The sequence below is a fragment of the Lacrimispora sp. genome, assembly GCF_047605665.1.
Classification (GTDB): Bacteria; Bacillota; Clostridia; order Lachnospirales; family Lachnospiraceae; genus Lacrimispora.
Window position 1 is genome coordinate 76,203 of the sequence record NZ_JASGFH010000001.1, and the last position, 25,354, is coordinate 101,556.

Consider the following 25,354-nt stretch of genomic DNA (forward strand, 5'->3'; position numbering starts at 1 on the left):
ATTAGTTTTCCTCCTTTTCCTCTTCATTCAGAAATGAAATCAAACCGCCTTTATTTAAAATATTCTGCATATATTCAGGCAATTTTGTGCAGGAGTATTCCTGATCTCCCACCGCCGCAACACCATCGCTCAATTTCAGTTCCATGAGATCACCGGTGGAAACATGGTCCGGCAGTTCCTTACAGACGATGGCGGGAAGCCCGATGTTAATGGCATTTCTATAAAAAATACGGGCAAAGGACTTTGCGATCACTGCTTTAACTCCCAGCGCCTTTAACACGGCAGGAGCCTGTTCCCTGGAGGAGCCGCAGCCAAAGTTTTCACCTCCTACAACGTAATCACCGGGGCATACTTTTTCTGCAAATGCCGCATCCAGCGATTCAAAAGCATGGCTTTTCATTTCATCAATGCTGGGCAGCAGCAGATACTGTGAACCGATAATCTGATCTGTGTCTAAATCATTCTGAAATTTATAGATTTTACCTTGACTCATCTTTACCTCTCCTCAATTCATGGTTATATGCCACATTTTATCACATCCGCCGGTATAACAATAATACAAATTAAGAATCTTTCATATAACTTTAAATTATATTGTTATAACCAGCTATAAATCCCAAAAATAAATCCACAGGAAGCCTCCCTGCGGATTTATTTTTTCATCATCTTCCTTCTGATTGACGAAAAGCTGCCTGTCATTATAATGCCGGTTGTATTCCGCAGTAACGTATACTGCCTAAGCCTGACTTATTCCACGTTTTCAGCCGCAGCCTCTCTTTTAAGCCATTTGTCAACCCGTTCTCTCGTGAAAAATGCATTGACTGCTATGGCAAAAATAACGCCGATAGCAGTATCAAACATTCTGCCGAAAGCATAATCAACATGGTCTGCCGGAGTGTTGAACAGAATTATACAAAGCACCACTCCCCCCGGCTGAACCGCACCCGGCCACTTAAATATGACTGATGCGCATACCAAAAGAATCACCCCGAAAAAGATCAGAACAACTCTCAGATAATAATTTCCCTTCGGAAATATCCAATGCTCGATCCAAAATATGCCGATCCCCAAAAGGCCGCCGATAATAGTTCCCACAAGCCTGTTTCCGCCGCTCTTTTTCGAATCCTCCATGCCGTTTCCCATTCCAAATATAACTCCAATACAGGCAAACGTAGGGTTTTCACCGAAGGGAAGGTAAAGAAGGGCCAGTATTGCCGTCGATAAAGCAGTTTTTATACTCCTCTGCCCAAGGCCCGGTATCAATGCATTAACTGGTTTATGACTGTTCATATAACAAAATTCCTCTGCTCATTTTATTTTTTCATATGGTTTACTCATCTATGTACTTCACAATCTGATCCGATTTATTATAGCAAATAAAAAAGAAAAAATATAGTGTTGAATTTATATAAAATGGCAGAGAGTGACAGCCTGCATTCCATCATTCCCGGACAGCGAAACCTTTTTTCGCTCTCACAGTAAGACATGCTGTGCATGCAAACATTCCTATTGCGCTGATCAAAAGCAGGTAAGGCATCAGGGAGAAAGAAACGTGTGCAAAAATCTGGCCGAACAGAGGCGGCATCAATGTAGTACCGCAATATGCAAACGCCATCTGAAGCCCCATGGCCGCCTGTGCATTTTCCTTCTTAAAATAAACAGGTGTCTGATGCAGCATACATGGAAAAACCGGCGCGAGTCCCAGCCCCACAATAATAAATCCCGCCATGGTAAAGGAAGCAGGCAGAGGAAGCAGCATAATAAACAGCCCTGCGATCAGGAGAGCCCCGCCAATGCGGATGAGGGCTTCATTACTCAGTTTCATGGAGATAAACCCGCTCAGCGCACGTCCGGCTGTAATTCCCAGGAAAAACAGAGATACCCAGCCCGCTGCGCTCTCCGGCCTGATGTCCTTTATATTCACCAGATAACTGGCTCCCCAAAGCATCATGGAATTTTCCACCGATGTGTACAGGAAAAAGGTCAGCATGGCAAAAATAGCTCCCTTGGCCTGCAAAGGCGCAAACACTCCCTGGCTCTCGCTTTTTGCCTGCTTCTCTGTTTCCCCGCCCTCAGCACCCGGTTTTTCCAGCCTGTGCCACATGGGAAGAGAAAACAGCAGCAGCACAACCAAAATAAACTGGAGGACTGATATGCTCTTATATCCGCTCCGCCAGCTATAGCTGGACTGGGCTAAAGCGGATATGAGAATGGGCCCCAGCATGGCTCCGATTCCCCATGAACAATGCAGCCAGTTCATGTGCTTTGCTTCGTAATGTTCCGCAACAAATTCATTTAACCCTGAATCCACTGCCCCTGCACCGATGCCAAGAGGGATAGCACATACCAGCAGCCATATAAAGGAGGGGGATAAAGAAAATCCCAGCAGCGCAATGGCTGTAAAGGAGACGCTGACAACAGTCACCTTACCTGTGCCAAACCGCCGGATCACCCGGTGTGAAAAAAGGCTGGATATGATTGTGCCGCTGGATATAATGATAGAAATAAATCCCGCATTCCCCACCAAAACCCCGTATTCCCCATACATTAACGGCCATGAGGAACCAAGCAAAGAGTCCGGAAGCCCTAAACTGATAAATGCCAAATAGATCAATGCCAAAAAAATCATGTAAAATCTCCTTTTAATCCTGACTGATAAGCGGATACTGCCTGTGTGATTAATCCGGTGATAATGTCACAATCCAAATCATCCTGATAAATAATCGAGGGGAAAATATTGCGCAGAGCTTCTCCAGGAATTTCCTCCGTAATCGCTTCCTTTACAGATTCCGTAAAGAAATCCCCGTACAAGACCACATACTTAGGGTTGATGATGCCGCAGAACACACTGATGAGCCTGGATATTGCAGCACCCACCTCCTGGGGATTTTCATAATCCATGGAAATCCAATCAATGCCAAGCGGAGATAAAGATATTTCCCCCGCAAATCCGCAAGCCCCTTTTAAGACTTTTCCGTCAATGATGATACCTGCACCGGGACTGAAATACCTGGGAAAATAAATTCCTGCAATAGCAGAATCGGTTTCTACATTTTTCCCGTATCCGGAGACTGCCGCATTGACATCATTCTCAATGATCACAGGCAGATGGTATTTCTCCTGAAAATGCTTTGTAAAAGAAACTCCCCGCAGCCTGGCATAATCATTGGTTATAATGACACCGTCCCGTTCTACTCCAGGCAGGGAAAAGGATAAAATGCGGATAGACGGGCAAGTATGCAGAGCAGAGTCAATCATATGTTCAAAACTCGCAAGCTGGATATCATCAAAACATTGTTCCGCCTGCCATACCAACTCGCCGTATAAATTTCCTGCACAGGCACGAATCATATGTTTTCCCTCCCGTGTCCGTGCCGACAGCGCAAGTACGTGAGCGTGTTCTGCGTTGAATGTATAAAATTGGGACGGCCTTCCGCCGGTGGCAGAAAGCATTTCTCCAAGCATCACCTCTTTGCTGTTCACAAAATCAGTTAATATGTTTCCTACAGTTGCATAGCTGAGTCCTGTTAATTGAGCCAGGTCCTTCACTGTGGAGGTCCTGCAGGAACATAGCTTCCAAAGAACAGTCTGCGCATTGCTCTGCTTCATGTCCAGCATGTTAATACCCATAAAATCACCTGCCTTAAAATTTAAGTAATATCCTATAAGCCGCAATGGCCCAGCTTAACCATTGGTTTCGTTTTTCCGTGAAAGTCACTTCCGCATGTAACAAATAAATCAAATTGTCTGGCTTTTTCTGAAAACCACTTGGCCGTTTCAGCGGAATGATAGCTGCTATAAGCCTCGATTCCATCAAAGCCTAAGGGAATTAATTGATCTATCATATCAAAATTTCCTTTTAGATTGGCCCCCGGATGGGCCAAAACAGCTGTACCGCCGTTTCGATGTATGATGTCGATGACATCCCTCATATCGGGAAATGTCATTGGAACGTAACAGGGCTTTCCCTGTGAACAGTAGTCCCAATAGAAATTCACATAAGGGTTATCACTTCGATTACCGCCCTCTCTGTAGGGCTGCAAAAGATCATTTTCATTATATTTATCATTTTTCAGCAGGGCCTCGGCAAAAACCTCTCCTGTCCAATGTTCGCTCCAGTATCCCCCGGCAGTTATGGCGTTAAGCTCTACAGCAGTGAGGTCAAAGCCCATTTGGTTGATCAGCCGGAACCGTTCTTTTGAAGAATCAATGCACTGTTTTCTCACATTTTGTTCAATAGCCTCAAAATCAGGGCTTTCAAGATCAATATCATAACCTAAGACGTGAAAATTGACATCTTGAAAGGTACAGTCAATTTCTATGGCTGGGTAATAATAGATACGGGTATTATTTGCTTTTTCAATTGCGCTTTTCACTTTGACTGCTTCCTTGGCCCCTTTTACACAATTATGATCTGATATAGCCATTGTGGTAAGACCCGCATCAATACACATTTGAATGAGGTCAGAGGGCGTGTACTCGCCATCTTCGCTGTAGCAGGAATGCATATGAAAATCCATAAATAGTTCCTCCTCCCAAAAGGTTTCCGGATACCTGCTTAATAAGGTTATCCGCTATTTTACCACTTATTATAATAATTATAATAAGTGGTAAAATAAATATATATTAAAATTACGGCAAAGTCAACCGATTTCATGATTTAAACTACAATGCCAATAATGGCCTCAGCCTTCATCCGAAAAGCTGGATAAGACGCGGCCAATTTACGCAGACGGTCCGGCTATTAAATCTTTATGGTCCTTTTGTTTCAACATCCAGATATTATCAATTGCAATAACATTATCAATATGATAACATTATTATAAGTGATAGCATTAGGAGGCATAATATGAACCATAAAACAATGAAAAATTTGATATCCTGTTTTGTAGACCCCACCGACAGCAGAATCCTGATGGAGATTACAGCGAGAAAAACCGCCACTGCCAAAGAGCTGGCTAAAGCACTGCCCGACATTCCCCAAGCCTCTCTGTACCGGCATCTGGGAAAAATGGTCAAATGCGGTGTACTGAAAATAGCGGAAGAACGGCCGGTACGTGCATTGGTGGAAAAGGTCTATGCAATGGACATGGACACTGCCCAGGACATCCCCCGCCTGTTGGAAGAGAACCGGGGAGATGTCTATATGAGCCTGTTTGCCCAGTTTTCAGCCGCTCTCATGGGGGAATTTGCCGATTACGCCGCCCGTGATGATATTAATATTTTAAAGGACGGTTCAGGCTTTTCCACCGGTCCCATTGCGGTGAATTTAGAGGAGCTGGAAGACTTAATGCTTAAAATCGGGGAACTGACCGCACCTTACCGCACACCGGAACAGGCGGCAAAACCCGGCAGAAAGATGCATTCCCTTGCAATTATCGTCACACCACCCAAAGAAGGAGGAGAACAAACATGAGTGAAATTCTGCGCATAGAACATCTGACCAAGGTTTATGGAAATAAAAAGGCTGTGGATGACTTGAGTCTCAGCGTCCATGCAGGAGATCTCTTCGGCTTTATCGGACACAACGGTGCAGGCAAGACCACTGCGATCCGCTCCGCAGTAGGGGTATTAGAATTTGAACATGGCAATATTACGGTTGACGGTCATTCTCTGCAGGATGAACCATTGGCCTGCAAACAGGTTACCGCCTACCTGCCGGATAACCCCGATCTTTATGAGTATCTCACCGGCATCCAATACTTATCTTTCATTGCCGATGTTTTTAAAGTGGACAAGCAGGAACGGGAGACACGAATTGCAGATTATGCCAAAAGATTGGAATTGACCGCCAGTCTGGGGGATTTAATCGGCTCCTATTCCCACGGAATGAAGCAGAAGCTGGCACTCATCTCTGCTTTTTTGCACAAGCCCCGTCTTCTGGTACTGGATGAGCCTTTTGTTGGACTGGACCCGTCAGCAGCGTTTCGGCTGAAAGAAATGATGAAGGAAATGTGTGACGAAGGAGGAGCTATCTTCTTTTCCACCCACGTGCTGGATGTGGCTGAAAAACTGTGTAACCGTATCGGTATTATCAAAAATGGCAGGCTGATTGCCTGCGGCAGCACCGAGGATGTACGGGGAGACTCCAGTCTGGAGCATGCGTTCCTGGAGGTGCTGGATCATGACTAACATATTTCTGCTTACCAAAATTCAGGTTCTGGGACTCTTTGGTATAAATCAGTTGATCCATACAAAGGATTCCCAGGCCCGGCTGCAGGCAGCCCTCATGGGAGTGGTGGGCCTGATTTTAGGGGCTATGATTGTCTTTTTCAGTTATATAACTGCGGTAGGATACGCCGCTATTGGACTGGTGGAGCTGATACCTGCCATCATTCTGTTGCTTTTCTCCATGATTACCTTGTTCTTCACCCTGATTCACAGCAGCGGAACTCTGTTTGGCTTTTCTGACTATGACTTGATCATGTCTCTTCCGGTCCCCCGGTCCTCAGTCATTTTAAGCCGGCTGCTGACAGTATATCTGGGCAACTTATTCTTTGGCGGTCTCGTTCTTCTTCCAGCTATGATGGTCTTCATAAAAGAAAGCGGGTCTCCTGCTATTCTCTGGCTGTCTGCATTACTCATATGGCTGTCGGCTCCGCTGCTGCCTATGATTGCGGCCATGACCGTGGGAGGAGTGATCACCGCAATCAGCGTCCGGTTCCGTCACAAGAATCTGTTGATCACTCTTCTCAGCTTTGGAGCCACCATCGGCGCAATGGCACTGTCTTTTTCCATGCAGGCGGTGGATGTGGATTTACTGGCTGATCTGGGATTCCAGCTTGGGCAGGCAATCGGGCATTTTTACCCTCCGGCCAGGCTGGTCACTGCTGCGCTGTCCCAGAGAAACGTTTTGGCACTGATCTCATTTGTTCTGCTATCAGCCGCTGCTGCTGCCCTTTTCGTATTTCTGCTGTCCAAGGTGTACGCAAAGATCAACTCTGCACTTTTCACACAGCATACCCGAACCTCCTACCGCATCACCCAACTGTCCGCCGCTACGGCGAACAAAGCACTATATCGCAGAGAATTAAAGCTGCTGACCTCCTCCCCGGTATATCTTCTCAACACTTGTATTGGACCGGTACTGATGGTGGCGGCCATCCTGGCCCTCAGGATGTTCGGCTCTGAACAGCTTTCTTCCATGCTGCAGATGCCAGGGCTTCCAGGACTGCTGCAGCACATGACACCCTTTTTTCCATCATTATTTGTCGTCATGTCTTCCACTACCGCAGTTTCACTTAACATGGAAGGGAAGAACCGCTGGATTTTGAGCTCCCTGCCGGTGAGTGCCAAAGAAATTTTCGACTCCAAGATTCTGGTGAATTTAACGGTCTTGCTGCCGCCCATTATCTTCAGCAGCCTGATTCTGGCCATGACCCTTCCTTTGAATTACGTTTCCATACTCATGGTTTTTGTAACACCTGTAGTCTATGCAGGGTTTATCGCTGTCGTGGGCCTGTCTGCGAATATTCGATTCCTGAAGTTTGACTGGAAGAGCCCTCAGCAGGCGGTAAAGCAGTCTATGTCAGTTATGGCGGCTATGCTGGCTGGATTCGCAGCAATAGCTCCCCCTGTTGCATTGGGCATTGTGTTCCCTGAACAGGGGCAGCTTATTACGGTGGCCGCTGTCTTGATTTTATCTGCCATCACTGCGCTGTTGTATCAAAACTTGAGGAGAATCAACATAAGGAAGGTCTTGAGTTAGGACTGATGTCATCAGCATAACTTTTCCCTTTCCAGAAAATTACAAAGCCGGAGAATAAAAGTGCATTTAGGCACTCCGATTCTCCGGCTTATAAGCTGGTTCTTTCATTTTATTTAAAATCAGTACTTCCGGTTGTACAGGCAATGGGGATTATAATCATTCCTTTAGATGTCATAGGGAATTATCACTTTTTCGTACTTGTAGTGCCCTGCATCCACAATCATACGGCACATGGTAATTTCCAAATCAAAACGCCGTTTACCGCAGCTTCCGGGATTGAGAAACAGTGTTCCCTCAATAACTTCTGCAGAATATTTGTGGGAGTGGCCATAGACCACCACATCCACATCTTTTAAGTATTCTGGTACATCTTTCCTGTTATGAACAATGAAGAACCTCACACCTTCAATTGTGACGGCAAGGCTTTCAGGCAAGGCTTTGGCCCACTCTTTATCATTGTTGCCGCGCACCGCATAAGTCTCTCCCAGTTGCCCTATGGACTCAATAATGCATGGTGTGTCAGCATCGCCGGCATGAATAACGCAATCTGCTTCAGCGAGTTCAACTACAACATGCTCCCGCAGCAGACCGTGCGTGTCGGATAATATTGCAATATGCTTCATGGGTTTCTCTTTCCCCCGTTTTCATTAAAAACTATCTCAATTGGAGAATTCAGATTTTTTATAAATACTTCTATAAAACCATCGTCTTCATTAAGGAGCTGATTTTTCTCCCATCACTGTTACAGAACATTGGCTTTATCCAGGAACTTTTATTACATCATATTCACTTTTGTTAAAAATTATACAATTATGGAAAATAATGAATGTCTTTAAAACTTTCTGCCGAAAAATCAATTGACAGTTTTTCTGCACTCCGCTTTATAATTGTATTTTTAATGTCCCGAATAACTTTTCCCCTCCCCGGAATAATAATACAAAAATCAAAAGCGAGGAATCCCATGAAAAATAAAGTAAGTGGTCTTACTGCAGGCCGTTTAACGATGATGGCTCTGGGAACCGTGATCGGCGGTTCCTTTTTTTTAGGTTCATCGGTTGCCATACAGGCTGCCGGCCCGGCAATTATTCTTTCTTATCTGATTTGCGCTGTTATGGTTTATTTTATCCTATTTGCACTTTCAGAAATGACGGTATCCAATCCGGATGCCGCTTCCTTCCGAACGTTTGCTTCTCAGTATATTAACAATGGTACAGGCTTTGTGGTAGGCTGGGTCTATTGGACCGGAATGGTCATTGCTATGTCCAGTGAGGCTACCGCGGTCTCCTTACTGTTCCGGACGTGGTTTCCATCCGTCTCAATTCCGATCCTGGGCACTGTACTGATCATTGCCGTAACATTATTAAACCTTTTGGGTTCAAAACAGTTAAGTCATCTGGAAAGCATTCTGTCTGCAATAAAGATTATAGCTATTATCGGATTTATTCTTTTAGGCTCCATGATCGTTTTGGGTGTCTTACCGAACTCCCAGCCCCTGGGAACCAGTATACTGCGGTCAGAGCCATTTCTCCCCGGCGGCTTAAAAAGCCTGGCAGGAAGCATGCTGATCGTTTTATTCACCTATGCAGGTTTTGAAATCATCGGACTGGCTGCCAGCGAAACAGAAAATAAGGAAAAAAATGTGCCACGGGCAATCCACCTGACAGTTTTCTGGCTCGTAGCACTTTATATTCTGTGTATTTCAGTTCTTTTGCTGCTGGTGCCCAGCGAATCCTTAAGCGAAAACGTCAGTCCCATGGTTACCGCCTTAAACCGATATCAAATGACCTGGGCCGGTACTGCCATGACGGTTATATTAATCAGCGCAATTTTTTCCACTATGGTAGCTGCCATGTTTGGAATCGGAAGAATGCTTCGTTCTCTTGTGGAGGACGGGCTTGGTCCCGCATTTTTAAGGGATAAAACCGATGTTCCCTACCGGGGAATCTTATTTTCCGGTTTATCCATGATACTGTTTCTATATGTCGGACTGTTCTTTCCCGGAGTCTATCTGTTTTTAATCAGCTCCGGAGGGTTCGCACTGCTTTTCACTTATATTGTGCTCATGTATACCCATATCCGCTTCCGGAAAAAGAACGGAAAGCCGGAAGGGAAGTGCCGTCTATGCGGATTTCCGTATAGTTCTCTGTTTACTATGGCCGGACTGATCATAGCCATGTTCAGCATGCCGTTTTTAAAAGGGCAGACCTTAGGCTTTTTTGCGGGCATGGCTCTCGTTGCTTTTTTTACGGTCTGCTATGTGATTGTAAAGGCGGCAAGCAAACAGAAACTGCTCCAACAGAAACAGTATCCGGCAGGAACACCGGAGCATCGCCGTATTTTGACGGAATTTTCGGAAGAAATCTATGATCCGGACGAGAAAAAGAAATAGAGGTACTGCTGCGCTGTCAATTCTGCTCATAAATATCCTCAATGACGAATCATTTCCTAAAGTAAAATCGTTTCCAAATCATCAGGAACATATAAATTACCCCGAAAGTACGTCTCTCCCTCCGCCATATACAGCTTCTTGCGCTGATGTAAGGACTTATCCTCTGTATGATACAAAATCAAATTTTCCACGCCAAATTCCTGGGCCAATTGGCAGGCATCCTTCACTGTGCTGTGATGCTTTTCATAGGGATGAAACACATCCGCCTGGGAATGCAGACAAAACGCTTCATGCAGCAGCCAGCAGCTTCCCACCACATACTCTTTTTCAGATATATTATAGGGCTCATCACCGCAGCAAGTCAGCTTTTTGCCTTTCGAAAGTTCCATGGTGAAACCAAATTGCTTATCCTTTGTGGAATGTATATCGAAAAACTTAACCCGGCGGCCCATAATCTCTTTTTCTTCACCGTCTTCCACTGCAATCAGGTGTAAGCGCCGGTTAAGATAAGTGACTTCGCTTTTTTGAAGAACCATCTCTGCAATAGAGCGAAGGGTCTGTATGACCTCAGAATGCCCGTATATATTTGCTTCACCCTCATATTGGTTCTGCCTCATATACTGACAAATCATCCTCATCAGCCAAACCGCACCAAGAAGGTGATCAATATGTTTATGAGTAATAAAAATATTCCTGACCTCTTTCCAGTCAATCCCGGCTTTTTTCAACTGGCTTAAAACACCGTTTCCGCCGCCGGCATCCACCATGAAATATTCGTCTTCATCCTGCAAAACAAAGCAGGTATTATAGCAATCCGTAACCAGTGCATTTCCTGTTCCCAACATCGTCAATTTCATTTTATATCCCCCTCCTGTATTATTTTCAGCCATTGATAAAAACATTAAAAAGAGCAGGAAACCGCCCACGTAAAAAGGCCGTTTCCTGCTCCTGTCCCGTCAGGGATCTTTTTAGGAATACTTATCTGTTGACTACCTTCTTTGCCAGCTCGCCGCCCAGCATTGGAATAAATGCAAGAACCAAAGCCGCGATCATTTCATCTAAGGTAAGCGCAACGGTACTGAAAATAGGATTTAAAGCAGGGATATAAATGCTGGCAAGCAGGAAAACAAGGGATGCCAATACGCATTTATTGAGGTAGCTGTTTTCCAGAATACGCATTCTGAATACGGAAATATGCTCTGAACGTGAGGAGTATGCACGAAGCAGCTCGCCAAGTACCAGAGTCAGGAAGCATGCGGTACGGGCTACGTCCAGATCGTCATGTACGTAATAACCGTACATGAAAGAACCAAGAGTTCCGAGTGCCAGAGCGATACTCTGGATTCCTACTGCAATAGCCATCTTCTTATCAACGATAGGTTCAGCAGGATCTCTGGGAGCTCTGTCCATAACGCCAGGCTCTTCCTTTTCCATACCAAGAGCAAATGCAGGGAATGCATCTGTGATCAAGTTGATAGAAAGCAACTGAATTGCAACAAGGGGTACCGGAAGGTTTGCCAGCATGGCAAGGAAGATAACCAGAATCTCACCGATGTTACAGGAGAGAAGGAATCCTACTACCTTACGGATATTGCTGTAGATGGTACGGCCTTCTGCAACGGCCTTTACGATGCTGGCGAAGTTATCGTCAGTCAGAATCATGTCAGCCGCTTCTTTGGAAACGTCCGTACCGGTAATTCCCATGGCAACACCGATATCGGCATGCTTTAAGGAAGGAGCGTCATTAACGCCGTCGCCTGTCATGGCGGCGATGTTTCCGTTTGCCCTTACTGCATCAACAAGGCGTACCTTGTGCTCAGGAGAAACACGGGCGAATACATTAACAGTTTTTACACATTCCTGGAGTTCCTGATCGTTCATTTCAGAAATTCTGCGGCCTTCTACGGCAACAGCATCTCCTTCAACGATACCAAGCTGACGGCCAATGGCTGTAGCTGTGATCTTGTGGTCACCAGTGATCATCTTAACCTGGATTCCGGCCTTCTTACAGATGTCGATCGCACTCTTTGCTTCTTCACGAGGAGGATCAATCATGCCTACCAGACCGATAAAGGTAAGATCATTTTCTGCTTCAAAGGAAGCGTTTACTACATCGACGTTGCGGTAAGCAGCACCGATTACACGAAGTGCGGATTCTGCAAAGCTCTGGTTTACAGACAGAATTTCCTCGCGTTTTGCATCAGTAAGTTCTTCCACATTGCCGCCCAAATCGACGGAAACGCAGCGGCGGAGCAGTTCGTCAGGCGCACCCTTGGTGTACATAACGTTCTTTCCGTCAATGGTGTGGAAGGTAGACATCAGCTTTCTGTCTGAATCAAAAGGAACCTCCTGCAGACGGGGATATTTTTCATCCCACTGCTTCTTAACCATACCTGCCTTATGTGCCAGAACAACCATGGCGGCCTCAGTAGGATCACCTACAATGGTCTCCTTTTCAGGATCATAAATGGCATCATTACAAAGAACAAGACTTTCAAGCACCTTCTGCACTGCTTCTGTTTTCTTGCTGCCGGACTTGTCTGTAATATCACCTACAGGGCTGTAGCCTGTACCGCTTACATCGTACAGCTCTTTACCATCATAAATGCGCTGAATGGTCATCTTATTCTGAGTCAGTGTACCTGTCTTATCGGAACAGATAACAGTTGTACTTCCCAGAGTCTCAACCGCACTTAAGCGCTTGATGATTGCGTTGACCTTTACCATCTTCTGCATACCCATGGCAAGAACAACAGTAACAACAACGGTAAGTCCTTCCGGAATAGCTGCAACTGCCAGAGATACAGAGGTCATGAAGATATCAAAGAGCTCCATACCGCGGACTAAGCCGAGAAGGAAGATGATACCGCAGATTGCCAGACAAACAATACCCAGGAGTTTACCCAGGCTGTCCAGCTTCTTCTGAAGCGGGGTAGCTTCATCGTCACCGTCATTGAGCATACCTGCGATGTTACCCATCTGGGTCTTCATGCCAATGTCGGTAATAACACCTTTTCCTCGTCCGTAAGTAATGACGGTACCCATGTAAGCGCTGTTGATGCGGTCTCCAAGGCTGGAATCTTCAGCCAGAACTACCTTGCAATCCTTTTCAACGGGAACTGATTCGCCGGTCAGGGCTGCTTCGTCAATCTTTAAGTTTACGGACTCTACGAGACGAAGGTCAGCAGGAATATAATCACCTGCCTCCAGAATGATCACGTCGCCGGGAACCACCTCGTTGGAAGCGATTTCAACGACCTGTCCATTACGCAGCGCCTTGGCGTGGGGACTTGCCATTTCCTTAAGTGCCTTGAGCGCGTTGCTGGCTTTGTTCTCCTGGTACACACCTAAAATGGTGTTCAATACAACGATTGCCAGAATAACGATACCTTCCAGTGCTTCGCCAAGAAAAATCGAAATCACTGCTGCAACCATAAGGATCAGAACCAGAAAATCCTTAAGCTGCTCAAGAGCCATCTCCAGAAGGCTCTTTTCTTTACCGCCCTCCAGAACATTGGGACCGTACTTTTGGCTGCGCTCTGAGGCCTCCTGGCTGGAAAGGCCTTTGTTCAAGTCAACCTGTAAATCTTGTGCGGTCTCTGAAACGGATAGGTTAAAATACTGTTTCATAAAGCACTCCTTAATTTTATTTAGGTCATGCCATTTCGGTCATGCCTATGTAACTGGTCGCTCTGCCTTAAGAAAGCAATGCTCCCTGTTCTCGTGCACTGTATGGTCCCGGCAATGAAAAAGCAGAAGGATCATTGTCGTAAACACACAATACTCTATTAAAAACTATAATTCAATACCGGGATTGTGTCAAGTAATCGTTGATACTTTTCACACTTTTTTATAGTTTCTTTACAGCAGGAAAAAAATTCCTTCCTTATTAATATAAAAAAATTATTTATTGGAAATCAAAAAATTTTTGTGTTACAATGGAAAAAGGATATTCGGAAGTGAAGTGTGTTATGGGAAAGGGAGAAATGAATATGAGGATACTTGCGGCACTCTTGCTGGGCGGAAGCCTTCTTTGCGCAGCAGCACCCTTGTTCAGCCATGCCAGGAATAAAAAGCCTGCTTTGCAGGAAGAACGTGCAGAAAGTACGTCCGTTTTACCGTCATATGAAGATATCATTTATCCGGAGGAAACCGGAAAAGAAATCATAAAAGAAGAGAAACCTGCGATTAATCCCTCCGGCCTGACTCTGGAAGAGAGATTTTCTGTGCCCAAAGGCTATAAGAGGGTGGAAAAACCGCTGGGAAGCTTCCAGGCATATTTAAGGCAGTATCCCTTAAAACCGGACAAGAGTCCGGTGCTTCTGTACGATGGCAGGGAAAAAGCTTCTCAGGATGTGCATGCAGCAGTTTTTGCCATGCCCATGGTAGAGGGAGATTTACAGCAGTGCGCGGACAGCGTGATTCGGATGTACGGGGAATATTTCTGGGGGATGGGGGATTATGAATCGATTTCCTTTCATCTTACTAATGGTTTTTTAATGGATTATTCCTCCTGGATGTCGGGAAACAGGCTTTCCGTCAATGGAAATCAGGTTTCCTGGGTGAAGAAAGCTTCTTATGACGATTCCAGGGAGTCTTTTACCAAATATTTGAGGCAGGTTATGGTTTACGCCGGAACCCTTTCTTTGGATAAGGAATCCACTCCTGTGGAAGAAGGCCGGATTCTGTCCGGCGACTTATTCATCCGGGGCGGAAGTCCGGGCCACTGTATCATGGTGGTGGATACGGCGGAGGACAGCCAGGGAAACCAGTGTTTCTTGCTGGCCCAGGGTTACATGCCAGCTCAGGAGTTCCACGTTTTAAAAAATCCCCTTCATGAAAATGACCCCTGGTATTATGAATCGGAGATACAGGATACTTTGATCACACCGGAATACGTGTTTGAAAAAGGAAGCTTAAAAAGATGGAAGGAATTTAAACAGTGACTTCCAAAAGAAAAAGATGCCCTTTGGCAGATGCCGGCCAGCCAAAGGGCATTCTTGTATTTAATTACATTACATATCTCCGCGTAGAACCAGTATGAACATGATGCAGGTTATAAGGATTATCGCTGCAGTCAAGGTCATGCCTGGGCTGAATTTCCGGTTGGTCTGGGGGCTGGGAGAATCAAAGGCCAGCAAACCGGATTTTCTTAAGGTCGTGACCAGCGGCTTATAAACAAGCAGAGTCAGGCCCGTATTGATTCCTCCTTTTAAAAGATTAAAAGGAACGATTGCCGGAAGAAGAAGTTCTGCTACAGCCTCTCTCGGATATCCCATGTAAATGGGCGTAATCAGATAGTTCCACAAAACCATGATAAGGGTCAGGAGGATTGTGCCTGTCAGCATACCGACCAGTGCCCCTCCTGTTGAGTGGTATTTCTTATAAAGAGAAGCGGCGGGGCAGACAAAGGCCAGGGTTGACAGGATGTTCATAATCAATCCGATGATTCCAGTGCTGCTGATGGTGAACATTTCGATGAAAGAGACAATGACGGAAATCAATGCCGCAGACATAGGGCCGAAGATAAATCCTCCGGTCAGGATGATGACATCCTTGGGCTCGTATTGCAGAAACGGCAGTGCAGGGATCAGCGGTATCCGGATCGTGGCTACGGATACGAAGGCCAGCGCACAGAGCATGGCCATCAGGGTGAGTCTGTTTGTTTTTTTTGTTGTGTTCATATCTATCCTCCTGAAAATAAATAACACCTGAAAGTATGTCTTTCAGGTGTTAAAAATAGACAGGTGTATTATCCTTATTTAACACATCTTCTTTCATCCAGACTTTACTGTCGGTATTGGAATCACACCAATTCTGCGCTGCTGCGCTCGCGGACTTTACCGCCGGTCGGGAATTTCACCCTGCCCTGAAGACTACCATATTCAAATGTTCTGGATGTATTATAACATTTTTAAAAATTAATGCAAGATGTTGTTGCAATTTTTTTCATGCTTTGTTATAATAGCGGACATGGGGGTATAGCTCAGCTGGGAGAGCGCTTGAATGGCATTCAAGAGGTCATGGGTTCGAATCCCACTATCTCCATCTACAGGAACCACAAAGTTAAACAGGCTTTGTGGTTTTCTTATACCCTTCCATCAATGAAACTGGATACAAGACGGGAATTTGACAAAAACGAGACCCTGTGCTACACTTATGTGCAGTGAAATAAGCTGTAAACGTATTTTTACCGCCGGGTAAAAACTTAAGCGTTAGACTTCGTATCGTTAGGCCATAGAAGATACGAAGCTCTGGCGCTTTTATTTTGTATGGAGGTCTGGTTTTATGAAAAATTCATCTTGTTTGAAGGAGTTTTTAAAGTACTCATCACTAAATGTCCTGGGCATGATAGGACTGTCCTGCTATATTCTGGCAGACACCTTTTTTGTGGCAAAAAGCCTTGGCGCCAACGGGCTGGCGGCCCTCAATCTGGCAATTCCCATATACAGTTTCATCCACGGAAGCGGCCTGATGTTCGGCATGGGAGGGGCCACCAGGTATTCCATTTCCAAAAGCCAGAACAGGCTGGGGGAAGCAAACCGCACCTTTACCTCGGCCATTTTACTGGCCCTCAGCTTTGCGGCAGTCTTCTTTTTGCTGGGCGCATTTTTTTCTGAATCCATTATAAGGATTTTAGGCGCTGATGAAGAGGTTTTTCAAATGAGTAAAACGTATTTGCAGGTGATTTTGCTCTTTTCTCCCATGTTCCTGTTAAACAACGTGCTTTTATGCTTTGTAAGAAATGACGGCGCTCCCCAGCTTTCCATGATGGCAATGCTGGGAGGAAGCTTTTCCAACATCGTGCTGGATTATGTCTTTATGTTTCCCTTTGGGATGGGAATCTTCGGGGCGGTTTTGGCTACCGGCCTGGCTCCGGTGATCAGCATGGTCATCCTCTTCCCTTTCTTTTTTCAAAGGAAGAATCATTTTCACCTGGTGAAATCAGGTTTTTCAAGGCAGAGAATCAGCCGCATCTTTTCCAGCGGACTTCCGTCTCTGATCACGGAGGTGTCCTCCGGAACTGTCATGATTGTTTTTAATATCATTATCATGAACTTACAGGGAAATGCCGGAATTGCTGCATACGGGGTCATTGCAAACCTTTCCCTGGTCGTGCTTTCTATCTATACGGGCATTGCCCAGGGCATTCAGCCTCTTATCAGCAGTTATTACGGAAGGGGAAGCCGCGGGGATATTCGGGCGGTCCTGCAGTACGCTTTGATTTCCCTGTTCATCCTGTCGGGCGCCATTTATCTTACAGTGTTCTTTCAGGCGCCGCAGATTGCCGGTGTCTTTAACAGCGAGCAGAATCCTCTTTTGCAGAGCATCGCCGTATCCGGTCTGAAGCTTTATTTTACAGCCTGTTTGTTTGCCGGATTCAATATCATCATATCCGTTTACTTCACTTCAACGGAGTATGCGCTTCCGGCCCATTTGATCTCCATTCTCAGGGGATTTTTGATCATCATTCCAATGGCATTTTTCCTCTCTTCCATAGGAGGAATAACCGGAGTCTGGTGCGCGTTCCCGGCAACAGAGGTGATTACAGCCATTATAGGGGGAATTTTGCTTTCAGGAAAGAAAACTCTCCGGACTGATTAATTTTATGATAGGAGCAGAATCAGATGAATATGAAAAAGTCGCTTTTCTTGGGCATAGCCGGGTCTTTCTTTTTTGCATTTACATTTATCTTAAACCGGAGCATGCATTTATCAGGCGGGAGCTGGATATGGAGCGCCAGCCTGCGGTATCTGTTTACACTGCCCATACTGGCTCTCATCGTGAGGAAAAAACACGGCTTTCAAAACGTCCACAAGGTCATTATGGAAAACCCAAAGGACTGGCTGCTCTGGAGCACAGTTGGATTCGGCCTCTTCTACGGGCCTCTCTCCTATGCAGGAAACTATGGGGAATCCTGGCTGATCGCCGCCTCCTGGCAGATGACGATTGTAATGGGAATCTTAATGTCCCCATTATTTGGCAGCCCGGTTCCTGTTAAAAACTTATCCGCTTCCGGAATCATATTGGTGGGAGTCTTCCTGATGCAGGTACATAATATCGTGAATTTAGAAGTGCGCACCACTCTCCTGACTTTGGTTCCCATCCTGATCGCAGCCGTCTCCTATCCCCTTGGCAACAGAAAAACCATGGCGATGAGTGAAAACCGTTTGTCCACCATTGAAAGGACCTATGGAATGACCTTGTGCAGTCTTCCCTTTTGGCTCCTCATGGCTGGCTTTGGCACGGTAAATATGGGGCTGCCTTCTTTGGGACAGTCCTTCCAGTCATTTTGCGTGGCCCTGTTTTCCGGGGTGATTGCCACTCTCCTGTTTTTCCGGGCAACGGATTTGGTAAAATCCAATCAAAAGCAGCTTGCAGTGGTGGAATCCACTCAGGCCGGGGAAGTGATTTTTACATTGCTGGGCGGCACTCTATTTTTAGGTGATTCCCTGCCTGATGGCTTAGGCGGCGCGGGAATCCTTTTGATTGTTTTTGGAATGATTCTTAACAGTTTATTTTCTTCTTTCATTGGAAAAGGGGAAACAGCAAAGTGAGGAAATCTTATGTTTATTGATTTGACCGTTTTAATTACGCCGAAAATGGTTACAGATGCTCAGGGAAATGAAAAAAAGGCCCTGGCAGGCCATTTGGGAACACATTTTGATGTGATGAATAAGGAGTTTCCGCTGGAATATGTGGAGCGGAATGCAGTCGTCTTTGATGTCAGTGGAGTGACGGAGGGGGATATTGAAATTTCAGATATTGATGTCTCACTGGTGAAAAGCGGGATGTTTGTGGCTTTTCATACGGGCTTTATTGAGAAAGAGGGCTATGGCAGCAAGCGCTATTTTAAGGAGCATCCCCAGCTTTCTGATGATTTAATTGAAAAGCTTTTGGATTTGGATATCTCCATCATAGCCATAGACTGTGCCGGAATCAGACGTGGGGCGGAGCATACGCCAAAGGATCAATACTGTGCGGACAGAAATGTTTTCGTAGTTGAGAATATCTGCAATTTAAAGGCTCTGCTTTTGCAGGATAAAAGCAGGGAATTCATTGCCAGCACCTATCCTGTCAAATATGCAGGAATGACGGGCTTACCCTGCAGAGTGGTGGCAAAGGTATAAAAACAAACAGAAAAGGGGGCTGCTGCCCCCGAAGCTTTAAAATAACCTGCATCTCTTTCGTTTTACTTTCCCTTCACTTTCCTTTCGGAAATAAATAATCCCGCCAATGTGAGCAGCGTTCCGCAGGCCGCAATCCATGTGATCGTTTCATTTAATATGAGGATCGATGTGATAACGGTAACAGCAGGAACCAGATAAATATAAATGCTTGTTTTCACTGCCCCCAAAAGCTTGACAGCCGTATTCCAGGTGACAAAACAAAGGGCCGACGCTCCCAAACCAAGAAACAGAATGTTAAATAAATTAACAGGCTGCAAAAACCTTTCAAATCCCCATTCAAAGGGAAGTACGGTTAATGCGGGCAGCATGAAAATCACTCCGTAAAGAAATATTCTCCGGGTAGTCTGTATGGTATTATACCCGAACTGGCTGACCTTTTTCGTAAGTATTGCGTAGATTGCCCACACAAAAGCTGCTGACACGGCCAGCAGATCGCCCATGGGATTTAATTTCAAAACCATGCTTCCATTAAAGTTAATGAGAATGATCCCGATCATGGCGATCATAAAGCCAATAAAGAAGTTGGCTTTTAATTTCTCATTTTCCAAAAACAAATGGGAAAACAAAGCTGTAAAAAATGGTGCGACGGATATAATGACCCCAACATTAGATGCCAGGGTGTAGGTCAAGGCGATATTCTCCATCAGGAAATAAAGCGTAACCCCGCACAGTCCGGCGCCTGCAAACAGCATTTCCTGTCTCCAGGTCGTCCCTTTCAGCCTGTGGGGGAATACCGCCGTTAAAACCATCAGGCCTATGAGAAAACGGAAAAACAATATCTCAATGGGCGTAAAACTGACAAGCAGTATTTTGGTGGATATAAAGGTCGTTCCCCATATAAAAGTTGTAATAGCTGCCAGCAGATGTCCCGTCATTCCTTTGTTTGTTTTCATATGTTTTATCTAACCTTTACTTTCCTTAAATATATCCCTGTACTGCCTGGGATGCCTTTTACCGCTCTCTATAAATCCAATCACGTAATATTCATCCATGAATCAGTCCTCCTTATGCTTCGTGTAAATTATAGCACACTTTTACAGATTCCTCTTGTATGATATTGACGTTTTTTAATTCTTAAAAACAAAGGAGTAAGTGCAAATTTACACTCACTCCTGATATGATGCAGCATTCTTTGGGGATAAATGCCGGTGTATGGAGCCGGCTCACGTCAGGGATGAATTGATCCGCCGGATTCATAATCTGGCAAAGCTATACACTCAGCCGTAAATTTTCCGGTCATTTACCGGATTGATTATATTCACGCCATGATTTATAATGATTCTATACCATTGGAGGGGGGCGGTTATCTTCTTTTTCTTCTTTTTTGACTGTTTATACGGAAAACAAATAATTGTGGAAGCGTTCCGGGAAATCTGCGCCAAAAAGCTTTCCCTGGACAACTACTGTGACATGGAGGAGTATATTTTCGGCAGAGTGGATAAGAGGGAAATGCTCAACGCTCTTTCCGCAGCGGATTCACCCTTTGCCGCTCTGTATAAAGGCTCCTACCCTGCCCTTGAAAATGCTGCCGGGCGGTGGGAAGAGTTTGAAAATGCGTTCCTGAAGGACCCTGCATATTTGAGGGCTGAATCTGATTTCCAGCTTAATCCTCTGGAGGCAAAAGCCATTGTAAACTGGGTTTATCAGGCTTATAAAACCATCGGAGACCGCAAGGACGCCACAAGAGATTCCCTCAGCGCCATAAGTGAACTCTATCATGTGAAAAACCTGGATCTTGCCGATTGTGTCATCTACGTCAAAAGCAGGATCGAGATCAATATCATCACCTCTTTTACAGGCTTCCTCAACAAAATCCAGAATATCGACAGGCCGGAACACCATTTTTATTACAGGGGCCATTCCCATTCAAACTATGTTCTGCTGCCCTCTGTCATGCGAAAGCCGGGCTGGCTCACCCATGAACGGGATATGTATAACGAGATCGCCATTGAATGTCCCGACGAGTTCGGCCACTGTTCTTCCCATCTCGATTATCTGGTCCACATGCAGCACTACGGACTGCCCACCAGGCTTTTGGACATAACGAGAAATCCTCTTGTTGCCCTGTACTTCGCATGTGAGCAAAATCCGAAAAATTCCGGTGAGGTGATTGTCTTTGATGTGGAAGACCACAAGATCAAGTATCCGGGCAGCGATACGGTGTCTATCCTGGCAAGCCTGGCGCAGCTCACACACGAAATAAAAACGGATTTTTCAAGCTGGGCATCCAATCCGAAAATCAGCCAGGCGGATTTTAACAAAAAGGCCAGCAGACTTCTCCATGAAATCAGGCTGGAAAAACCGGCCTTCCGGGATGAAATCCATAAGGAAGATGTAAAAGACTGCTTTTTCGTCTTATCAGCCAAGAAAAACAACCGGATCATTAAACAGGACGGGGCATTTATCATCTGCGGGTTATTTGATGAAAAACGAAATCCTATTAACCAATACCGCTATAAAGAAAAAAAGAAAACCCAGGTATTCATCGTGAAATCCAAGGCAAAAGAGGGCATCTTAAAGCAGCTTGACAAGTGCTCCATCAACAAAGCCTCTCTTTTCCCGGAAATATCCGATGTGGCGGAATTCATAAAACAGAAATATTAAAAACACCCCAGGCGCTGCCCTCTGTCCGCAGCTCCTGGGGTGTTTCTCCGCCCGTTACCCTTCTGTTTTCCTGCTTTCAAAATAAACAAACCGGTCAATGGCATCTAAGATATCCTTAAAATCCGCTCTGGGAGCCAGGTCAATATACTTCTTTAACAGCTCTCCCTCCTGATTCTTAAACGGCCCGTAGAAAATATCATACAGATTATGCCCCCGCATATGAATTTTAAATTCCTCCATATGAGCCTTTAATTCGTCCACGGATTCCATATCCTTTCCCACTGCCTCTAAAAATGCCTTTCCGCTTTTGATCCGGTGAAGGTATTCCCGCCACTTGTCAAACAGTATCCGGTAAAACGCCTCTTCGCTTTCCACAACCCCAAGCTTTGCCATAATCTTCGGATTGAGAAAATAATTTTCAAAAGAATAATATTTTAATATGAGAACATTTCTTCTGGTCACTCTGGGAAGCTTATCAGCGTCTTCCAGACTGCGATCGTCATAGTACTTGCAAAGCTGGTTCACCAGCTCCTCCGGATTCTTCCCATCTCCATCCCGGATCATCAGAAACTGATCCCGCAGATACACCTGGTTCATATATTTTAAATTGGCATACGTCTTTATATTGGTACAGCTATTTGTCGTAATAATGGAAATCCTGGAAAGGCTCCCATCCTTATTCTGGATTTCTGAATAATACTTTTCCAGCAAAAGGGGAAGACGGCTCTTATCCTGCTTTCCTTCTACGATGAATACAAAGCTGACTCCCAAAAGGTCATTGGCTCCGTATCCCAGATCATCTAAAATCGCATCGATGTCGGTCCTCTCCTTGACCGTGGAATAACCATCCTTATCTAAGACCACCTGCCTGATCTGGCGGCGGGTGAAGTTAAAGAGCATTCCGGGAGAATGGGTGGAAAAGATCACCTGGTTTTTCTTTGATAGGCGGTAAAGAATCTCACTGGAGGTCTTTTGAAGCTGGGGATGAAGGAAAATCTCCGGGTCCTCCACGATTACAATGCTGGGAATCAGTTTTTCATCCTCTGTATAAGTCTCCAAAAGGGAGAGCATATACAGGCTTTTCATGCCGGTGCTCAAGGTGCCGATGGGGCTTAACCGCCCTCTTTCCATATGATAGGCCTCTGCCTTCACACGAAACAGCTCATTGGAGCTCATATTGAGGGAAAAACGAATCTCCTCATACCCGCCGTTTTTCCTGTAATTTTCATTGACTCTGGCTGCAAAGTCATTTAAATTAAGCTGGTACATCTTGTATTCCAGCAGCTTGACAGTCTCATAAACCTGCAGCTCTTCCGGCGTTTTCTGGTTGATTAAGCCGATGCACTGAAAGCACTGATTGCATTCCTTCGTATCATCAAACAGGCATAAGTTGTTCTTTAATTTAATCAACTGGTCATCTTCCTGGAACAAAAGCAGATCATTCTGAAACTGCTTTAAATCCCGTTCCGAATCGATGTAGTAAAGCCTTGGAAATATCTCTTTGATATACCGGTTGTTCTTCCGGTGTCCATCTGAAAAACGCACCTCTCCGTTCCAATTGACTAATAAAGTAAAGGTCAGACTGCCCTCCTGATAAGACGGGAGCTTTTCTTTAAAATCTTGAAACCAGCCGTCATACCGCTTATACTGGCTCACCAGGCCTCCTTTGTGAAACAGCTTTAAATCCTCTTCTGTAATACCCAGAGTCATGGTGATCTCTATATTCTGCTTCTGCTCATTAAAATCCTCAGGACGGACCTCATAAAACCCTGTGGCTGCCCTTATGGCATCCAGGATTCCTGTTTTTCCCGTGTTATTTTTCCCGACTAAAATCAGGGCATTTTCAATATCCTGAATTTCCATATCCCGGATCGATTTGAAATTTTTGATGTGTACTGATGTAATCTGCATGGTCCCTCCCCTGGGCATCACCTTCTGGAACTTCTTTATAGAATATAAGTATAAAAGGCGGACAGAAAAATTTCAAGTTCTGCCGTAAAAAAATCACACTGCCCATTCCCACCTGTCATAGTATAAGATATATTCTTCTCACAGGAGTGGTTCCTATGCTTGATCCCAATCTGATGATGACACCGCTGCACTATATTTATCTCATAGGTGTTATCGTGATTCTAAGCGTCATGGTCCTCAGAAAAGATACCCCTCTGGTGTGCATTGCCTTTTTATTTCTGCTGGGACTGACGGGCCTTGGGTCCGTAACAGGGGGCATTATGACCATATTTAATGCCGTCCTCTATGCCTCTAAGGAATTTATGGAGGTCATTGCCACCATTGCCCTGGTCACTGCTCTGTCCAAATGCTTAAAGGACCTAGGCAGCGACCGTCTGATGATGATTCCCATGTCAAAGGTCATGAAAAGTCCTGATCTGACCTGGTGGGTCCTGGGTTTGACCATGATGGTATTTTCCTTTTTCTTATGGCCCTCTCCTTCCGTTGCCCTGGTAGGAGCCATCATGCTGCCTTTTGCCGTCAAGGCCGGCTTAAACCCGCTGGCAGCCGCCATATCCATGAACTTATTCGGCCACGGCTTTGCCTTAAGCTATGATCTGGTCATCCAGGGAGCACCGGCCATTTCCGCAGGAGCGGCCTCTATCTCCCCTTCCGATATCCTGACCGAGGGGCGGCCTCTGTTTCTCATCATGGGCATTGTTACCGTATGTTCTGCATACCTGTTAAACAGGGGAAATATCAAAGCCGGAATCGGAAACCTTTCTGTCTTAAGCTCTCAGGAAGAAAAGCCGAGAGCCGGGAAAACAGCCCTGATCATGGCGGTTCTCACCCCTCTTTTGTTCCTGGCCGACATCCTTCTCATGCTGACCTTAGATTTAAAGGGCGGAGAAGCCACCAGCATGGTTTCCGGTACTGCAATTCTGGCAATGGCCATCGGCTCTGTTTTGGGCTTTGGAAAAGAGTCTCTGGAAAAGGTGACGGATTATGTCACGGAAGGTTTTCTTTTTGCCATACGGATTTTTGCCCCTGTCATCATCATCGGAGCCTTTTTCTTCCTGGGAGGCGAGGGAATTTCCACCATCATGGGAGAACAGTTTAAAGGGGGAATCATGAATGACTGGGCCGTCTGGCTGGCGCAGCACGCTCCTCTTAACAAATATGCAGCCGCCGGCGTGCAAATGGTAATAGGCGGATTGACCGGCTTAGACGGCTCAGGCTTTTCCGGCCTTCCCCTCACCGGTTCCCTGGCCCGTACCTTCGGCACCGCAGTGGACGCATCCATTCCGGTTCTGGCCTCTCTGGGACAGATCACCGCTGTCTTCGTGGGGGGAGGAACCATCGTTCCCTGGGGGCTGATTCCCGTGGCCGCCATATGCGGTGTAGAACCACTGGAGCTTGCCAGAAAGAATCTTCCTCCTGTTATCCTGGGCTTTCTTGCCACCTTTGCTGCTGCCTGCTTTCTTTTATAACCATTCGCTCATAGGAGGAATT

21 protein-coding genes, 1 tRNA gene and 1 riboswitch are annotated in these 25,354 nt (G+C 45.6%); of the genes, 11 read left to right on the forward strand and 11 right to left on the reverse strand.

Annotation, left to right across the window (positions count from 1 at the left end; all coding sequences use genetic code 11):
- Position 1 precedes the first annotated feature (1 nt).
- From leuD to QM657_RS00430, 5 genes are all read right to left on the reverse strand, one after another.
- Positions 2-493, reverse strand: a complete 492-nt coding sequence (gene leuD, locus QM657_RS00410; RefSeq protein ID WP_415064550.1) for a 3-isopropylmalate dehydratase small subunit — start codon at positions 491-493, stop codon at positions 2-4.
- Between the two features lie 254 nt (positions 494-747).
- Entirely contained in the window at positions 748-1,290 is a 543-nt protein-coding gene (locus QM657_RS00415; protein ID WP_415064551.1) for an FUSC family protein, read from the reverse strand.
- Positions 1,291-1,441: 151 nt separating this feature from the next.
- A complete protein-coding gene (locus QM657_RS00420) occupies positions 1,442-2,629 on the reverse strand; it encodes an MFS transporter (RefSeq protein ID WP_415064552.1) in 1,188 nt (395 codons plus the stop codon).
- Positions 2,626-3,630 carry an ROK family protein gene (locus tag QM657_RS00425; RefSeq protein WP_415064553.1) on the reverse strand — a complete coding sequence of 335 codons (1,005 nt, stop codon included), beginning with the start codon at positions 3,628-3,630 and terminating at the stop codon, positions 2,626-2,628. The genes QM657_RS00420 and QM657_RS00425 overlap by 4 nt, the downstream gene beginning before the upstream one ends.
- Before the next feature lie 32 nt (positions 3,631-3,662).
- Positions 3,663-4,520 (reverse strand): PHP domain-containing protein, encoded by an 858-nt coding sequence (locus tag QM657_RS00430; RefSeq protein ID WP_415064554.1) that lies wholly within the window; start codon positions 4,518-4,520, stop codon positions 3,663-3,665.
- Positions 4,521-4,849: 329 nt separating this feature from the next.
- Here QM657_RS00430 and QM657_RS00435 point away from each other — a divergent pair, with 329 nt between their 5' ends.
- Genes QM657_RS00435 through QM657_RS00445 form a run of 3 tightly spaced genes read left to right on the forward strand, consistent with a single transcriptional unit; the run spans position 4,850 to position 7,708 of the window.
- On the forward strand, positions 4,850-5,416 hold the full coding sequence (locus QM657_RS00435) for a helix-turn-helix domain-containing protein (RefSeq protein ID WP_415064555.1): 567 nt from the start codon (positions 4,850-4,852) through the stop codon (positions 5,414-5,416).
- A 5-nt stretch (positions 5,417-5,421) separates the two neighbouring features.
- Positions 5,422-6,132, forward strand: a complete 711-nt coding sequence (locus tag QM657_RS00440; RefSeq protein ID WP_415064730.1) for an ABC transporter ATP-binding protein — start codon at positions 5,422-5,424, stop codon at positions 6,130-6,132.
- Entirely contained in the window at positions 6,125-7,708 is a 1,584-nt protein-coding gene (locus QM657_RS00445; RefSeq protein WP_415064556.1) for a hypothetical protein, read from the forward strand. The genes QM657_RS00440 and QM657_RS00445 overlap by 8 nt, the downstream gene beginning before the upstream one ends.
- 164 nt (positions 7,709-7,872) lie before the next feature.
- Here QM657_RS00445 and QM657_RS00450 read toward each other — a convergent pair whose 3' ends face one another.
- Positions 7,873-8,331, reverse strand: a complete 459-nt coding sequence (locus tag QM657_RS00450; RefSeq protein WP_415064557.1) for a metallophosphoesterase family protein — start codon at positions 8,329-8,331, stop codon at positions 7,873-7,875.
- A 338-nt stretch (positions 8,332-8,669) separates the two neighbouring features.
- Between QM657_RS00450 and QM657_RS00455 the strand changes: the two genes are divergently transcribed.
- On the forward strand, positions 8,670-10,097 hold the full coding sequence (locus tag QM657_RS00455; RefSeq protein WP_415064558.1) for an amino acid permease: 1,428 nt from the start codon (positions 8,670-8,672) through the stop codon (positions 10,095-10,097).
- Positions 10,098-10,153: 56 nt separating this feature from the next.
- Here the strand turns inward: QM657_RS00455 and QM657_RS00460 are convergent, their stop codons facing one another.
- The gene (locus QM657_RS00460; RefSeq protein WP_415064559.1) at positions 10,154-10,954 is read right to left on the reverse strand and encodes an MBL fold metallo-hydrolase; all 801 of its coding nucleotides are present in this window, start codon (positions 10,952-10,954) and stop codon (positions 10,154-10,156) included.
- 121 nt (positions 10,955-11,075) lie between these two features.
- The gene (locus QM657_RS00465) at positions 11,076-13,727 is read right to left on the reverse strand and encodes a cation-translocating P-type ATPase (protein WP_415064560.1); all 2,652 of its coding nucleotides are present in this window, start codon (positions 13,725-13,727) and stop codon (positions 11,076-11,078) included.
- 308 nt (positions 13,728-14,035) lie between these two features.
- On the opposite strand from QM657_RS00465, the gene QM657_RS00470 reads away from it, so the two are divergent.
- The gene (locus QM657_RS00470) at positions 14,036-15,043 is read left to right on the forward strand and encodes a DUF4846 domain-containing protein (RefSeq protein WP_415064561.1); all 1,008 of its coding nucleotides are present in this window, start codon (positions 14,036-14,038) and stop codon (positions 15,041-15,043) included.
- A gap of 69 nt (positions 15,044-15,112) precedes the next feature.
- Here the strand turns inward: QM657_RS00470 and QM657_RS00475 are convergent, their stop codons facing one another.
- Complete coding sequence (locus QM657_RS00475) at positions 15,113-15,781, reverse strand: ECF transporter S component (protein WP_415064562.1); 669 nt, start codon at positions 15,779-15,781, stop codon at positions 15,113-15,115.
- A gap of 81 nt (positions 15,782-15,862) precedes the next feature.
- Positions 15,863-15,978, reverse strand: a riboswitch (FMN riboswitch).
- Between the two features lie 94 nt (positions 15,979-16,072).
- Here QM657_RS00475 and QM657_RS00480 point away from each other — a divergent pair.
- From QM657_RS00480 to QM657_RS00495, 4 genes are all read left to right on the forward strand, one after another.
- Positions 16,073-16,145 (forward strand) — tRNA-Ala (locus QM657_RS00480).
- A gap of 240 nt (positions 16,146-16,385) precedes the next feature.
- Complete coding sequence (locus tag QM657_RS00485) at positions 16,386-17,702, forward strand: MATE family efflux transporter (protein ID WP_415064563.1); 1,317 nt, start codon at positions 16,386-16,388, stop codon at positions 17,700-17,702.
- A gap of 23 nt (positions 17,703-17,725) precedes the next feature.
- A complete protein-coding gene (locus tag QM657_RS00490) occupies positions 17,726-18,655 on the forward strand; it encodes a multidrug resistance efflux transporter family protein (RefSeq protein ID WP_415064564.1) in 930 nt (309 codons plus the stop codon).
- 9 nt (positions 18,656-18,664) lie between these two features.
- A complete protein-coding gene (locus tag QM657_RS00495) occupies positions 18,665-19,228 on the forward strand; it encodes a cyclase family protein (RefSeq protein ID WP_415064565.1) in 564 nt (187 codons plus the stop codon).
- 62 nt (positions 19,229-19,290) lie between these two features.
- On the opposite strand, the gene QM657_RS00500 is transcribed toward QM657_RS00495, so the two are convergent.
- Complete coding sequence (locus tag QM657_RS00500) at positions 19,291-20,181, reverse strand: DMT family transporter (protein WP_415064566.1); 891 nt, start codon at positions 20,179-20,181, stop codon at positions 19,291-19,293.
- Between the two features lie 460 nt (positions 20,182-20,641).
- Here QM657_RS00500 and QM657_RS00505 point away from each other — a divergent pair, with 460 nt between their 5' ends.
- Complete coding sequence (locus QM657_RS00505; protein ID WP_415064567.1) at positions 20,642-21,892, forward strand: FRG domain-containing protein; 1,251 nt, start codon at positions 20,642-20,644, stop codon at positions 21,890-21,892.
- Between the two features lie 54 nt (positions 21,893-21,946).
- Here QM657_RS00505 and QM657_RS00510 read toward each other — a convergent pair whose 3' ends face one another.
- On the reverse strand, positions 21,947-23,803 hold the full coding sequence (locus QM657_RS00510) for an ATP-dependent nuclease (RefSeq protein WP_415064568.1): 1,857 nt from the start codon (positions 23,801-23,803) through the stop codon (positions 21,947-21,949).
- Positions 23,804-23,958: 155 nt separating this feature from the next.
- Here QM657_RS00510 and QM657_RS00515 point away from each other — a divergent pair, with 155 nt between their 5' ends.
- Positions 23,959-25,332, forward strand: a complete 1,374-nt coding sequence (locus QM657_RS00515) for a citrate transporter (protein ID WP_415064569.1) — start codon at positions 23,959-23,961, stop codon at positions 25,330-25,332.
- Positions 25,333-25,354 lie beyond the last annotated feature (22 nt).

What these genes read in the sequence shown, in the direction of transcription:
- QM657_RS00510 (WP_415064568.1), bottom strand. Translation starts at nt 23,803, where the DNA reads ATGCAGATTACATCAGTACACATCAAAAATTTCAAATCGATCCGGGAT.
- QM657_RS00455 (WP_415064558.1), top strand. Translation starts at nt 8,670, where the DNA reads ATGAAAAATAAAGTAAGTGGTCTTACTGCAGGCCGTTTAACGATGATG.
- QM657_RS00445 (WP_415064556.1), top strand. Translation starts at nt 6,125, where the DNA reads ATGACTAACATATTTCTGCTTACCAAAATTCAGGTTCTGGGACTCTTT.
- QM657_RS00475 (WP_415064562.1), bottom strand. Translation starts at nt 15,781, where the DNA reads ATGAACACAACAAAAAAAACAAACAGACTCACCCTGATGGCCATGCTC.
- QM657_RS00465 (WP_415064560.1), bottom strand. Translation starts at nt 13,727, where the DNA reads ATGAAACAGTATTTTAACCTATCCGTTTCAGAGACCGCACAAGATTTA.
- leuD (WP_415064550.1), bottom strand. Translation starts at nt 493, where the DNA reads ATGAGTCAAGGTAAAATCTATAAATTTCAGAATGATTTAGACACAGAT.
- QM657_RS00495 (WP_415064565.1), top strand. Translation starts at nt 18,665, where the DNA reads ATGTTTATTGATTTGACCGTTTTAATTACGCCGAAAATGGTTACAGAT.
- QM657_RS00450 (WP_415064557.1), bottom strand. Translation starts at nt 8,331, where the DNA reads ATGAAGCATATTGCAATATTATCCGACACGCACGGTCTGCTGCGGGAG.
- QM657_RS00435 (WP_415064555.1), top strand. Translation starts at nt 4,850, where the DNA reads ATGAACCATAAAACAATGAAAAATTTGATATCCTGTTTTGTAGACCCC.
- QM657_RS00490 (WP_415064564.1), top strand. Translation starts at nt 17,726, where the DNA reads ATGAATATGAAAAAGTCGCTTTTCTTGGGCATAGCCGGGTCTTTCTTT.
- QM657_RS00485 (WP_415064563.1), top strand. Translation starts at nt 16,386, where the DNA reads ATGAAAAATTCATCTTGTTTGAAGGAGTTTTTAAAGTACTCATCACTA.
- QM657_RS00430 (WP_415064554.1), bottom strand. Translation starts at nt 4,520, where the DNA reads ATGGATTTTCATATGCATTCCTGCTACAGCGAAGATGGCGAGTACACG.
- QM657_RS00415 (WP_415064551.1), bottom strand. Translation starts at nt 1,290, where the DNA reads ATGAACAGTCATAAACCAGTTAATGCATTGATACCGGGCCTTGGGCAG.
- QM657_RS00420 (WP_415064552.1), bottom strand. Translation starts at nt 2,629, where the DNA reads ATGATTTTTTTGGCATTGATCTATTTGGCATTTATCAGTTTAGGGCTT.
- QM657_RS00515 (WP_415064569.1), top strand. Translation starts at nt 23,959, where the DNA reads ATGCTTGATCCCAATCTGATGATGACACCGCTGCACTATATTTATCTC.
- QM657_RS00460 (WP_415064559.1), bottom strand. Translation starts at nt 10,954, where the DNA reads ATGAAATTGACGATGTTGGGAACAGGAAATGCACTGGTTACGGATTGC.
- QM657_RS00470 (WP_415064561.1), top strand. Translation starts at nt 14,036, where the DNA reads ATGGAAAAAGGATATTCGGAAGTGAAGTGTGTTATGGGAAAGGGAGAA.
- QM657_RS00500 (WP_415064566.1), bottom strand. Translation starts at nt 20,181, where the DNA reads ATGAAAACAAACAAAGGAATGACGGGACATCTGCTGGCAGCTATTACA.
- QM657_RS00425 (WP_415064553.1), bottom strand. Translation starts at nt 3,630, where the DNA reads ATGGGTATTAACATGCTGGACATGAAGCAGAGCAATGCGCAGACTGTT.